The 12,704-nt window shown below is 65.5% G+C and carries 14 protein-coding genes; 6 read left to right on the plus strand and 8 right to left on the minus strand.

Annotated elements, in window-relative coordinates; translation table 11 throughout:
• Positions 1-9: 9 nt before the first annotated feature.
• The 3 genes from FOY51_RS08190 to FOY51_RS08200 all read right to left on the minus strand — a co-directional run bounded on the left by FOY51_RS08190 (position 10) and on the right by FOY51_RS08200 (position 3,219).
• Positions 10-978: a sigma-70 family RNA polymerase sigma factor gene (locus tag FOY51_RS08190; protein ID WP_149429722.1), complete on the minus strand. Its 969-nt coding sequence runs from the start codon at positions 976-978 to the stop codon at positions 10-12.
• 170 nt (positions 979-1,148) lie between these two features.
• The gene (locus FOY51_RS08195) at positions 1,149-2,636 is read right to left on the minus strand and encodes a DUF7782 domain-containing protein (protein WP_149429723.1); all 1,488 of its coding nucleotides are present in this window, start codon (positions 2,634-2,636) and stop codon (positions 1,149-1,151) included.
• On the minus strand, positions 2,599-3,219 hold the full coding sequence (locus FOY51_RS08200; RefSeq protein ID WP_149429724.1) for a TetR/AcrR family transcriptional regulator: 621 nt from the start codon (positions 3,217-3,219) through the stop codon (positions 2,599-2,601). Before FOY51_RS08200 ends, FOY51_RS08195 begins: the two co-directional genes overlap by 38 nt.
• A gap of 39 nt (positions 3,220-3,258) precedes the next feature.
• On the opposite strand from FOY51_RS08200, the gene FOY51_RS08205 reads away from it, so the two are divergent.
• On the plus strand, positions 3,259-4,500 hold the full coding sequence (locus FOY51_RS08205) for a KasA/KasB family beta-ketoacyl-ACP synthase (protein ID WP_149429725.1): 1,242 nt from the start codon (positions 3,259-3,261) through the stop codon (positions 4,498-4,500).
• Positions 4,501-4,556: 56 nt separating this feature from the next.
• Here the strand turns inward: FOY51_RS08205 and FOY51_RS08210 are convergent, their stop codons facing one another.
• Positions 4,557-4,940 carry a DUF3099 domain-containing protein gene (locus FOY51_RS08210; protein WP_149429726.1) on the minus strand — a complete coding sequence of 128 codons (384 nt, stop codon included), beginning with the start codon at positions 4,938-4,940 and terminating at the stop codon, positions 4,557-4,559.
• A 95-nt stretch (positions 4,941-5,035) separates the two neighbouring features.
• Here FOY51_RS08210 and FOY51_RS08215 point away from each other — a divergent pair, with 95 nt between their 5' ends.
• Positions 5,036-5,272 carry a DUF3039 domain-containing protein gene (locus FOY51_RS08215; RefSeq protein ID WP_149429727.1) on the plus strand — a complete coding sequence of 79 codons (237 nt, stop codon included), beginning with the start codon at positions 5,036-5,038 and terminating at the stop codon, positions 5,270-5,272.
• Here FOY51_RS08215 and FOY51_RS08220 read toward each other — a convergent pair.
• Entirely contained in the window at positions 5,245-6,360 is a 1,116-nt protein-coding gene (locus FOY51_RS08220; protein WP_371830428.1) for a YihY/virulence factor BrkB family protein, read from the minus strand. The genes FOY51_RS08215 and FOY51_RS08220 overlap by 28 nt on opposite strands.
• 258 nt (positions 6,361-6,618) lie before the next feature.
• On the opposite strand from FOY51_RS08220, the gene FOY51_RS08225 reads away from it, so the two are divergent.
• Entirely contained in the window at positions 6,619-8,328 is a 1,710-nt protein-coding gene (locus FOY51_RS08225; RefSeq protein WP_149429729.1) for a DEAD/DEAH box helicase, read from the plus strand.
• Between the two features lie 74 nt (positions 8,329-8,402).
• Here FOY51_RS08225 and FOY51_RS08230 read toward each other — a convergent pair whose 3' ends face one another.
• Positions 8,403-8,597, minus strand: coding sequence for a DUF7455 domain-containing protein (locus FOY51_RS08230; protein WP_149429730.1), 195 nt, complete (start codon positions 8,595-8,597; stop codon positions 8,403-8,405).
• 211 nt (positions 8,598-8,808) lie between these two features.
• On the opposite strand from FOY51_RS08230, the gene FOY51_RS08235 reads away from it, so the two are divergent.
• The 3 genes from FOY51_RS08235 to FOY51_RS08245 all read left to right on the plus strand — a co-directional run bounded on the left by FOY51_RS08235 (position 8,809) and on the right by FOY51_RS08245 (position 10,807).
• Positions 8,809-9,132: a DUF952 domain-containing protein gene (locus FOY51_RS08235; protein WP_149430034.1), complete on the plus strand. Its 324-nt coding sequence runs from the start codon at positions 8,809-8,811 to the stop codon at positions 9,130-9,132.
• Between the two features lie 78 nt (positions 9,133-9,210).
• Complete coding sequence (locus tag FOY51_RS08240) at positions 9,211-9,555, plus strand: YciI family protein (RefSeq protein ID WP_235916226.1); 345 nt, start codon at positions 9,211-9,213, stop codon at positions 9,553-9,555.
• 1 nt (position 9,556) lies between these two features.
• Positions 9,557-10,807 carry an RNA polymerase sigma factor gene (locus FOY51_RS08245; RefSeq protein ID WP_149429732.1) on the plus strand — a complete coding sequence of 417 codons (1,251 nt, stop codon included), beginning with the start codon at positions 9,557-9,559 and terminating at the stop codon, positions 10,805-10,807.
• A 3-nt stretch (positions 10,808-10,810) separates the two neighbouring features.
• Here the strand turns inward: FOY51_RS08245 and FOY51_RS08250 are convergent, their stop codons facing one another.
• Positions 10,811-11,461, minus strand: a complete 651-nt coding sequence (locus tag FOY51_RS08250) for a response regulator (protein WP_235916197.1) — start codon at positions 11,459-11,461, stop codon at positions 10,811-10,813.
• Positions 11,458-12,633 (minus strand): sensor histidine kinase, encoded by a 1,176-nt coding sequence (locus tag FOY51_RS08255; RefSeq protein WP_149429734.1) that lies wholly within the window; start codon positions 12,631-12,633, stop codon positions 11,458-11,460. Before FOY51_RS08255 ends, FOY51_RS08250 begins: the two co-directional genes overlap by 4 nt.
• Positions 12,634-12,704: the final 71 nt, after the last annotated feature.

Below are 12,704 nucleotides of genomic sequence, written 5' to 3' on the forward strand. Positions count from 1 at the left end.
CACCGGTTTCTAGCTTGCGTAGGAGCGAAGCCGCTCGGCGCGATCACCCTTGCGGAGCTTGCCCATCACTTCACGTTCGATCTGACGCACGCGTTCGCGCGACAGTCCGAACAGCTTGCCGATCTGGTCGAGGGTGCGCGGCTGACCGTCGTCGAGGCCGAAGCGCAACCGGATGACCTGCTGCTCGCGCTCGTCCAGCGTGGCGAGCACGCTGCGCACATCGCTGTGCAGCAATCCTGCGATCACGGCACTTTCCGCCGACGTCGCCTCGGAATCCTCGATGAAGTCGCCCAGCGGTGCCTCTTCGTCGTTGCCGACCGGCATATCGAGACTTACCGGGTCGCGGCTGTGATCGAGCAGGTCGGCGATCTTGTGAACAGGAATACCCGATTCACTCGCCAACTCGTCGTCGGTGGCCTCGCGACCCAACTGCTGATGCAGCTCGCGCTTGATGCGGGCGAGCTTGTTGACCTGCTCCACCAGGTGCACTGGGAGCCGGATGGTGCGGCTCTGATCGGCCATGCCGCGGGTGATGGCCTGCCGGATCCACCAGGTTGCGTAGGTGGAGAACTTGAAGCCCTTCGCGTAGTCGAATTTCTCCATCGCGCGGATGAGTCCGAGGTTGCCTTCCTGGATCAGGTCGAGCAGCGGCATGCCGCGGCCGGTGTAGCGCTTCGCGAGGGAGACGACGAGACGGAGGTTGGCTTCCAGCAGGTGTGCACGGGCCGATCGACCCTCGCGAACCACGATGGCGAGGTCGCGCTTCTTCGCAGCCGTCAGACGCTTCGCGTTCTGCAGCACATGCTGGGCGTAGAGGCCAGCCTCGATGCGCTTGGCCAAATCGACCTCTTCGACAGCGGTCAGCAGAGCCGTCTTTCCGATTCCATTGAGGTACACGCGTACCAGATCGGCGGCTGGGCTCTGAGCGTCGAGATCGGCATTGCTGGCGCGCAAACGAGTGGTGCTGGGGCTGGTCATGCTTGCCTCCCTGATCGGTGGTCTCTCATGAAGTTCAACGGCTCCACGCGAAAGAAAGTTCCCGTTCCACTGCGTTGCAAACCCTCTCGAGCAGCGGTTTTTCGCTCAGCGTCCTGAGAAGTTGCTGAGAACTGAAAAGATTTGCCAGTGACCGGGAACCCGGGCCGATCTCAGGCGGGCAGCACCAAACCGTGCCGCACCAACGACGTGACCAGGGCGGCTGCCGCGGTGGTCAGTTCGGTGGTGACGGCCTCGCCGTGGGCGGCGGCCAACAGTTCGACCAATTCGGACAACACCAGACCGTCCGCGCGCATTCCGCCGACCAATGCGATGGCCAGATCGTCGACCTCGTGTTGCCATGCGGGCCCACTGCCGCGGTGCAATCGGGCGACCACCTGCTGCCAGCCCTCCTCGCCGGGTCGGTAGACGCGTTCAAGCGCGGTGGTGGGTTCGATGCGGAACCGGGCATCGACGACGTCGTGCTCGCGCAGCCACTCCGATCGCGCGAAGTAGGCGATGGCCTCGGGGCCCAGCGGGTCGGCGAAACCGTGCGACAGATCCTCGGCTAATACCTCGGTGGGACCGTCGATTTTGCGGAGGTAGACGAAGCCGAACCCGATGCCGACCACATCGGCACCATCGAGGTGATCGAGCCACTGTTCGGCGCGCAGCTGAGTCTCGTGGTCGCGCGGATCCAGGCCACCGTCACGCAGCCAGGTGCCGACGTACAACGCCGGGTCGGCGACGTCGCGCTGGACGAACCAGGCGTCGATGCCGTGATCGGGAAGCCAGGATGCGACCCGATGGCGCCAGTCCTGCCCGTCGACGTGCAACCAGGACGCGAGCAATGCAGCGGTTCCACCGGCGTTGAGCAGGTCGGGTACGCCGGACACCACCAGCTCGCTCGCGCCGTCCAAATCGAGACCCGAGTCGCGATACGAGTGGTCGACCGCGGCCGATCCGACGACGAACGGGGGATTGGCGACCACCCGATCGAACGTGCGATCCGCCACCGGCTCGAACCACGACCCCTGGACCACCTCGATGTCGAGACCGTTCAGCGCCGCCGTCGCAGCCGCGAGCCGCACCGATCGCGGGTTGACGTCGGTAGCGGTGATGCTGCGCGCAAATCCCGCGCAGTGCACTGCCTGGATGCCGCAGCCGGTGCCGAGATCGAGCAGCGTGTCGACGGGGTCCGTCGGGATGGCTTGGAGCAGCGACAACGACGCCTGCCCGACGCCGATGACGTGGTCGGCGTCGACCGGTCGTGGTCGGATGCTGCCGTCGAGGTCGGACAGAATCCAGCGGTTTCCAGCGCCGGTATCGAGCGGACGGAGATCGAGGCCTGCTCGGACCCCATCACCGTCGGGCTCCAGCAGTCCCGCGGCCAGCGCGCGGTCCAGGTCGAGCGGGTGCAACGCAGCGGCCACATCGGCGCGAGAGCAGGTGTCGGCCAACAGGAACAGCCTGATCAAGGTGCCGAGATCGCCGGCGTCGCGCGCGGCTCGGCGCACCGGAACCGGCTCGGACCTGCCCAGTGCGGAATGCGCATCCGCGCCGAGTGTTTCGAGCAGGGTGTCCGCGTCGTATCGGCACCGAATCAGGGCTTCGCGGAGATCGTCACACAGGGCTATCAGGTCCGACGCGCTCTGCTCCATGGTGGTGATTGTGGCCCATCGTGGCCAGTACCTGGTCGACCAGCAGCCGTGCGGCGCGGTCGGTGCGGTCGATGTCGTCGGTGAGGAAGCGGTCGAGCATGATGCCGCGCATTCCGGAGATCAGCACGGTTGCCGTCGCGATCGGATCGGCAGGCGGATCGTCGAGTCGGTGCAGCACGGCGGCGAGTTCAGTGACCAACACCGCGACGGCATCGATGACGTATTCGGCAAAGGGTCCGTGCTTCTCGACGCAGGCGGCACCCATGACTTGGAGTAGAACCCTTGTGCTGGTGGATGTTTCACCGTCCGTCAGCGAGCTCCCCATGTGCTGGAGTCGCCAGCGCAATCCGTCGGCGTCGGTCACGTCGGCGAAGAGGGACGAAATGTCCGGGCGATGCGTGGTCAGCGCCTGGATCAACAACTCTTCCTTGGTGCCGAAGTAGTAGATGAGCATGCGTGAGCTGGTGCCGAGTTCGGCAGCCAGCGGGCGCAGCGAGAGGTCGGTGAGGCCATGGGTGCCGATGTAGCGCACGGTTCCTGCCAGCAGTTCCGCACGCCTGTCGTGATCAAGTGGTCGAGCCATGGATTGACTGTAGCGATCGGTACAGGTATTTATGGAATCATGTCTGTACCGATCGCTTCAGAAACTAGATCCGCCGTGGTGACGGCCTTCGCCGCGACGACCTCGCTCGCCGACACGATCGGCGCTACTTGGGAGCGCCTCCTGCGGGGTGAGAGCGGAATCGGCGAGCTGACCGATCCGTTCGTCGCCGAATACGACCTGCCCGTCCGCATCGGCGGCAAGCTGAAGTCGCAACCGGCGGACGCGCTGACCCGCGTCGAACAGCGTCGACATTCGTTTGTCGAACAGATGGCCCTGGTGCTGGGGCGGCAGGTGTGGCATGCGGCCGGATCGCCCGAGGTGGACGGCGAACGGCTCGCCGTGGTGATCGGTACCGGTCTGGGCGGTGGTGATGCGCTGATCGCAGCGGTCGATGCGATGCGCGCGGGCGGCTACCGCAAGGTGTCGCCGATGGCTGTCCCGATGGTGATGCCGAACGGGCCCGCTGCCACGGTCGGACTCGAGCTCGGCGCGAAAGGCGGTGTGTTCGCGCCGGTGTCGGCCTGCTCGTCCGGCTCGGAGGCGATCGCGCACGCCTGGCGGCTGATCGTGACCGGCGAGGCCGACGTGGTGGTCGCAGGCGGAGTCGAGGGCTACATTTCCGACGTGCCGATCGCCAGTTTCGCGATGATGCGCGCCATGAGCACGCGCAACGACGAGCCGCACCGTGCCTCTCGTCCGTTCGACAAGGACCGCGACGGGTTCGTTTTCGGCGAAGCGGGAGCGTTGCTGGTCTTCGAATCGGAAGCGCACGCGAAGGCTCGGGGCGCGACGATGCACGGGCGGGTGCTCGGCGCGGGCATCACCTCGGATGCATTCCATATCGTCGGCTCGGATCCCGACGGCGCGGGCGCCGCGCGGGCCATGCGCAAAGCGATCCAGACTGCCGGGTTGACGGCCCGCGACGTCGACCACATCGATGCGCATGCGACGTCGACGTCGATCGGTGATGCTTCCGAGGCGAACGCCATTTCCGCCGTGGCACCGCACGCCTCGATCTACGCGCCGAAGTCCGCTCTCGGCCATTCGATCGGTGCGGTCGGCGCGCTCGAGGCGATCCTGACAGTGCTCACCGTGCGCGACCAGGTGGTGCCGCCCACGCTGAATCTCGAGCAGCAGGATCCCGCGTTCGATCTCGACATCGTCTCCGGTGCTGCGCGCGAACAGCACATCGAGTTCGCGCTCAGCAATTCGTTCGGCTTCGGCGGGCACAACGTGGCGCTCGCGTTCGGGCGAGCCTGACGTGCAGTCGACACGCTGACGCCCTGAAAGCCGAGGACCGACTGCTCTACGAGTTACTAACCGTCGATCGTGTGGTGTGGCGACTCGATCGCGGGTGCCGAGGGCGCGATGGTTCCGTAGTTGTACGTGCGCGGCTCGTTCTTCTTGCGCGGCGGCCGATCGTTGGCGATCAAGACGGCGATCCATGGCAACGGAACGGACGCCGCGATGATGAGGATGGAAACGAGCGGATTCTCGAAAGCGCTGTACGCCACTGCCGCAAGGATCAACGCGGGGATGCGGAAAGACATGATGATCGTGTACTTCTTCACCCGGGCTCGGTGCTGTTCTTCCACCGATTGCGCTGCCGCGGTGATGACCGCCGGGCGTCCTGGAGATCCGCTTTCGACGGGCTCTCGGAAAAAACCTACGGGCCGTCCAGGCCCTGCACTGCGTGCCATACCTCCACTGTTGCACTCCTGCCGATCAAATGCACACGTCGCAGAACATCGAGATGCAAAGCACGCGGACAACGCCGATACGGCATCATGGATACGTGAGTACCGACACCAAAATCCGCCCGGAAACCACGACCGACGAGACCACCCAGGACGACACGCCCAAGTTCTTCCACTACGTCAAGAAGAACAAGATCGCCGAAAGCGCGGTGATGGGGACCCACGTCGTCGCCTTGTGCGGTGAAGTGTTCCCGGTGACCAAGTCGGCGAAGCCCGGTTCGCCCGTGTGCCCGGAATGCAAGAAAGTCTACGAAGGATTGCGCAAGGGCGACTGAGTTCGCCGTCTCGACGGCACATCGTCTTCCAGCGACGGTGTGGGCGTCTTGCGGCGCAGCGGCACGGTCGGGTTGTTGTCGTCGGCGTCGTCGGAATCGCTGCGCGCCACCGAGCGCACCCGGTCACCGATGCGGATGGGTCCGGTTGCAAGTTTGCGGCCGATGTTCGCCACCGGTGCGGTGATCGCCTGGCCGTCTTCGCTGGCCAGCCATTCCCGCATCTGATCGATCCGCGTCGCACGCGCGGGCCAGAATTCCTGAATCGTCGCGTTGAACTCCGCGCCGAGGATCACGGCGAAGCCGAGGAAGAACGTGAAGAGCAGAAACGCGATGGGGGTCGCGAGTGCTCCGTAACTGACACCGGTCTTCGCCACCCAGCTCAGATACATCCGCAGCACCGTGCTGGCGCACATGAAGAACACACCGGCCACCAGGGCGCCGCCCAGCAGGCGGTGCCACGGCAACGACTTGTGCAGCGCCAGCTTGTAGAGGGTGGTCAGTCCGATGATCAGCAGCAGCCCAACACCGGGGTAGTAGAAGAAGTCGAGCAGCTGCGATCCCACGGCGACCCAGGACTCGGGCAACGCACGACCGATCACGGTCGGGCCCAGGGCGACGAGTGGCAGGATGAAGACCGCGAGGATGAGAAACATCACATAGACGAGCAACGCGAATATGCGTTGCCACACCGGGTTTCTGGCGTCCTTCTGGCCGTGGGCCTCCACGATGGAGTCGACGAACGTGGAGATCGCCGACGAGCCGGCCCACAGCGACAACACGAAGCCGACCGAGACGATTTCGCCACGCCCGCGCTGCAGGACATCGTGCACGGTGGGCTCGATCAATTGGTCGACCACGCTGGAGCTGAAGGCATCGCGGCTGAAGGTGATGATCTTGCGCTGAATGATGTCGACCGTGTCCGGCCCGAACCAGGTCCCCACGTAACCGAGGCAGCCCAGCAGACCCAGCAACAGCGGCGGCAGGGACAGCGTCTGCCAGAAGGCGGCGGTCGCCGATTTGCCGAAAATGGAGTCCGACCAGGCCTTGGCAAGGGTTCTGCAGATGACCTGCCAGATCTTTCGCACCATCGACACGTGCTTCGGCGATACGTCTGGCGCGTTCTCTGCGCCCGGTGTTTCGCTCATGGTGGTTCCCAGCATTCCTGACAACGTGTCGCGCCGCCTGCTGTCAAGGGTCGTGTCGCGAAACTTCGATGTGTCGAGTCTGCCACCCTTTGCGCCTCGCGGAGAGTGTCGCCGCGAGCAGTTAAGCTCGTTCGGCAATCCGATAGCTGTAGCGAAACGAGCAAGAGGGGGATCGTGCCGGGCGAGGTTCAGGAGCACACCGTGACGCAGGTCTCGGGAGCGGCCGGCTCGCTCCGTACCTGGCAGCGGCGGGCGCTGACGAAGTACTTGGCGAGCAAACCGCGCGATTTTCTCGCGGTGGCGACGCCCGGCGCGGGCAAGACGACCTTCGCGCTGCGCGTGGCGGCAGAGCTCCTCGCCGATCGCACCGTCGATCAGATCACCGTCGTCGCGCCCACCGAACACTTGAAACACCAGTGGTCGCAGGCGGCAGCGCGTGTCGGGATTTCGTTGGATTCGCGATTCTCCAACTCGACCGGTCAAACCTCGTCGGACTACCACGGTGTCGTCGTCACGTACGCGCAGATCGCGTCGCATCCCTTCAAGCACCGGGTTCGTACCGAGAACCGACGCACGCTGGTGATCCTCGACGAGATCCACCACGGCGGCGACGCGAAGAGCTGGGGCGAGGCGGTGCGCGAGGCCTTCGACGGTGCGACCCGTCGCCTCGCCCTGACCGGCACGCCGTTCCGCAGCGACGACAGCGCAATCCCGTTCGTCACCTACGAACCCGACAGCGAGGGCCTGCCGCGCTCCAAGGCGGATCACTCCTACGGCTACGCCGATGCCCTCGCCGACGGCGTGGTGCGGCCGGTGGTGTTTCTCGCTTACTCCGGTGAGGCCCGCTGGCGCGACAGTGCGGGCGAGGAGTACACGGCACGGCTGGGGGAGCCGCTGAGTGCCGAGCACACCGCTCGGGCCTGGCGCACAGCACTCGATCCCAACGGTGACTGGATTCCTGCGGTTCTGCACGCCGCAGACACCCGCCTCGGCCAGCTACGCGCAGGCGGTGTTCCCGATGCGGGCGGTCTGGTGATCGCGACGGATCAAACCACCGCCCGTGCCTACGCCGACCTGTTGGAGACCTTGCACGGCGAACGTCCGGCTCTGGTTCTCTCCGACGACCCGCTGTCGTCGCAACGCATTTCGGAGTTCTCGTCGAACACCCAGAAATGGATGGTCGCGGTGCGCATGGTGTCCGAGGGCGTGGACGTTCCCCGGCTCGCTGTCGGCGTCTATGCCACGAGTGCTTCGACGCCGCTGTACTTCGCCCAGGCGATCGGACGGTTCGTGCGTGCCCGCCGGACCGGTGAGACGGCAAGCGTGTTCCTTCCGTCGGTGCCGGTGCTGCTCGACCTCGCGAGCCAGCTGGAACGGCAACGCGACCACATCCTCGGCAAGCCGCATCGCGAGAAAGACGGCTTCGACGACGATCTGCTGGCCGACGCCAACAAGCAGAAGGACGAGCCGGGCGAGGACGAGAACGCCTACACATCGCTGGGGGCGGACGCCGAGCTGGATCAGGTGATCTACGACGGTTCTTCGTTCGGCACAGCCACCTTCGCGGGCAGCGACGAGGAAGCCGACTATCTCGGCTTGCCAGGTCTGCTCGACGCCGACCAGATGCGTGCCTTGCTGCGCGATCGGCAGAGCAAGCAGATCGAGGAACGTACGGCGGTCGGGCAGAACCAGGTGCGCCCACAGGCTGTCGCGGAACGCGCCGCGACAGCGGACCGACTGGCCGAGCTACGACGTGAACTCAACGGCCTCGTCGCCATGCATCACCATCGCACCGGCAAGCCGCACGGCGTGATTCACGGGGACCTGCGCAGGGAATGCGGTGGACCACCGACGGCGGTGGCAACCGCGGAGCAGCTGACCGATCGCATCGCGTCGCTGCGGCGCTTCTGACCTCGCTCGAAGAACGCAACAGCGGGTGACCCGAAGGCCACCCGCTGTGGGAAACGATTGCACTTGGCGAAGGACTAGCCGACCGGTACCGGCTCGGACTCGATCGTCGCATCGAGCTCACGAAGACGATCGGCGTGCTCGTTCGCGTGGTGCTGGCAGAACAGGAGTTCGCCTCCTGTGGACAGCACTGCGCGGACCTTGGCAGCGGCTCCACAACGATCACAGCGATCGGCTGCTGTCAGCGTGCTGCTTGTCAGAGTTCCTGGCATGACTCCTCCGTCCTGGCTCACGGCTTGCGCCGATTGCCTGGGCCTGTCCTCCGCAACTTGTTTGGTGCGGTAGATCTACTCTGTCAGACGTTTGGAGGACGCAAGTTGTTCCCTTGGGCGTTTCATTGTGTTGTCACTAACACGAAACACGCCCGATTCACGGCCTGTGAGGAGAATTACCATCGTGAGCTTTGCGCAAACACTGGTGCATATGTGCAGCTCCGACGAGTGGTCGGCCGCACAGCGTTTCGGTGAGTGCCGACCCCCGTCGCTGGCCACCGATGGCTTCGTGCACCTGTCGACACCCGCCCAGGTTCAGCTACCGGCGAACAGGCTTTTTGCGGGCCGTCGCGACATCGTGGTGTTGCGGGTCGATCCGGACTTACTGGACGCCGAGATCAAGTGGGAACCGGGAGTTCCGTCGGATCCGGCGTCGATGCTTTTTCCACACCTGTACGGGCCGCTTCCGGTGGCCGCGGTGATCGATGTCGTCGACTATCTGCCGGGCGACGACGGCGTGTTCGCGCCGATGTAGAGAAATGACGGCTGGTTCCGTCCTCTGCACGATGGCGCCGAATCGGGGCCCCGACGTAAGGACCTTTCCGTGAAGTACATGATCCTGATCTACGGCAATCGTGAAAGTTGGAGCGCGATGGACGCCGACTCGTTCCGAAAGCTGATGTCCGCACACGAGGCCCTGCGCGCGGAACTCGAAGCGTCTGGCGAATTCGTCGACACCAACGAATTGCCGATCGACGGTGCGAAAATCGTGCGAAACAAGGGCGGTGTTGCCGAGGTGACCGACGGACCGTTCGTGGAGGTCAAGGAAATCGTCGCCGGCTACTACATCGTCGAATGCCCGAGTATGGATCGGGCGACAGAGATTGCGGGAAAGCTGTCCGAGGCGGAATTCGGACTGGTCGAGGTCCGTCGGATGACGTCGCAGCCGGATCACTGACATGGCGGCCGGCACGGAGGTGGAGCGGGTGCTGCGGCGCTCGACTCCCCACGTGCTCGGCGCGCTCGTGCGGCGCAGCGGTGATTTCGAGATGTGCGAGGACGCGGTGCAGGAGGCGACCCTTGCCGCCTACGCCAACTGGCCCGACACCGGCATCCCAGACGACCCGACGGCCTGGTTGATCAGGGTTGCGCACCGCAAGCTCATCGACGCGCTGCGCAGCGATCTCGCCCGGGTTCGCCGGGAGACGCAGGACGCCGAACTGTCGTTGCGCGAGCTCGCGGCAACCGATCCCATCGGTGACCTGGACCGAGACGACACGCTCACCCTCCTGTTTCTCTGCTGCCACCCGTCGCTGACACCCGCATCGCAAGTTGCGCTCACGCTCAGAGCTGTGGGCGGTCTCACGACTGCGGAGATCGCGCGGGCGTTCTTGGTCGGCGAGGCGAGCATGGCGCAACGCATCACGCGAGCGAAAGAAAAGATCAGGCGATCGGGGCAGCAATTCGCGATGCCACCCGCGGGGGAGCGCAATGATCGGCTCCGCGCTGTGGAGCACGTGCTCTACCTGGTGTTCAACGAGGGCTACGTGGCCAGCTCCGGTTCCGGGCAACGCGGTGAGCTGGCCACGGAAGGAATCCGACTTGCGCGACTTCTGGTCGCGGCGGCACCTGGCGACGGTGAGGCGGCGGGTCTGCTTGCGTTGATGCTCCTGCTGGATTCGCGCCGGGCTGCCCGCACCCGCCCCGACGACTCCCTGATCTCGCTGGCCGAACAGGACAGGCAGCTCTGGGACCGCGATGCGATTGCCGAGGGCGTCGCGCTGATCACCGACAGCCTGGCCCGATTACCGCTCGGGCCGTATCAGGTGCAGGCAGCCATCGCTGCGTTGCACGCGGAGGCGCCGAGCAGCGAGGAGACGGACTGGGCGCAAATTCTGGTGCTCTACGAGGTGCTCGAGGCCATCGCACCCAATCCGATGGCGTCGCTGGGCCACGCGGTCGCGGTGGCGATGTTGCGCGGCCCGGATGCCGGTCTGCAGAAGCTCGCCCTGCTCGACGACGATCACCGGCTCGTCGCGAATCACCGCTTGCATGCCGTGCGTGCGCATTTTCTCGAGCTGCTCGGTGACGACGCCGTAGCGCGGTCCGGCTACCTCGCGGCAGCGGACCTCACCGAAAGCGAACCGGAGAAGGCGTACCTGCGTGATCGTGCGGCGCGCCTGCACTCCGTTCCGCGCGCCGATCGATAGTCGTCACGGCTGATTGTCCATGCCCTGCGCCACGATCGCGGCTTGCACTCGCGAACGCACGTCCAGCTTGGTGAGCACGCGCGACACGTGAGTCTTCACAGTTGCTTCGCCGATGAACAATCGCGCGCCGATCTGTGCGTTGGATAAACCGTCGCCCACACACGTCAACACCTCCCGTTCGCGTTCGGTGAGGGTGTCGAGCCCGGCGGGCTGCACGGCCGGGTGCGATGCGGTCGCGGCGAATGCGTCGATCAAGGTCCGGGTGACCTGTGGCGCCAACACACCCTCACCTGCAGCGACGGCACGCACCGCATCGACCAGTGCGTCGGCCGACGCCGACTTGAGCAGGAACCCCGATGCGCCGGCGCGGAGCGCGCGGAACACGTATTCGTCGATGTCGAAGGTTGTCAGGATCAGGACCCGAGCGTCGCCGTCTGCGGTGATGCGTTCGGTGGCCGCGATGCCGTCCAGCCCGGGCATGCGCACATCCATCAGCACCACGTCGGGCCGCAACGCGATGGTTTGCGCGATTGCGATGTCGCCGTCGGCAGCCTCGCCGATCACCTCGATGCCGTCGGCGTTGCCGAGGATGAGTCGTAGGCCGGATCGGATGGCGGCGTGATCGTCGGCGATCAGCACTCGAACGGGAGTCACCGCGCAGCGCCCGCGGTCAGCGGCAGCGACACGTGTACCCGCCATCGACCCGAGCCGGGGCCCGCTTCGAAGGTGCCGCCGAGCAGCTCGGTGCGCTCGCGCATATTGGTCAGGCCGCGGCCGAGGGAGTTCGCGGCGCGTGGTGTGTGGCGGGCGAGAGCGTTGCTGACGTCGAGTAACAATCGACCCGATTGTGCGTGTACATCGACGTCGACGGGACGTCCAGGCGCGTGCTTCATCGCGTTGGTGAGCGCCTCCTGGGCAATGCGGTAAGCGGTGTGATCGACCGCGGTCGGCACCGGGTGATCTGTGGTTCGAAGCACGGTGACCTCGGTGCCCGTCGCGCGCGTCGAATCGACCAGCATCGGCAGATGTTCGAGTCGCCGGGGCGCCGTTGTATCCGAATCGTTCGACGACGACCGCAACAGCCCGATCATCGTGTGCATCTCGTCGAGTGCCCCGATGCTGTTGGCGCGCACCGACTCCAGCACGGCCTGCACCGATTTCGGATCGGTCCGCGCGATCGCGAGCGCAGCCTCCGACTGGATGGCGATCGCGGAGAGATGTCCCGCGATCACATCGTGCAGGTCGCGGGCCATCACGTTGCGCTCGTCCGCGATCGCGGCTTGCCGATCGAGTTGTGCGACCACCGCCATCGCCGCGGCTCGGCGACGTTCGGACTCCGCGATCTCCTTGTGGGTGCGGACGGTGATCGCCCACCAGATCGGCGTCCCGACGAAGGCGACGGCCGCACCCATGGCGACGGCGAGTACGCGCCAGTCGTCGGCGACTATGCCGACGCCGATGCAGAACACGACGGACAGCACGGCCGACGCGATCACGACGGCCCGCGACTTGGTTCGCGAGCCGTACAACACGGCGGCGTAGATCAGATCGGAGTAGATCAGCCAGATGGGAACCGACGCTCCCAAGCCGAGATCGATCGCGAGCGGAATCAGCCCGCCGAGCAGTGCCGCGATCGGGATCGACCGTCGAAAGTAGGTGGCGCAACACAACAGCGCCAAGACGGCGAATCGCACCGGGAGTCCGCGATCGGGTCCGTCCCCGAACGAGAACAGCCCCATCGGATACAGCGACGCGCCGAAGCAGAACGCGCCCACCGCGATGACCGCGTCCTGCGCGGAAGCCGGCAACTCGGACCAACGGCGCATGTTTCCATCAGAGCACAGGACGGGCGACATCGAGTCAGACGAAGGGATGACGGCTCGATCCGACCATTGCC

The sequence above is a fragment of the Antrihabitans cavernicola genome, from assembly GCF_008297975.1.
Taxonomy (GTDB): Bacteria; Actinomycetota; Actinomycetes; order Mycobacteriales; family Mycobacteriaceae; genus Antrihabitans; species Antrihabitans cavernicola.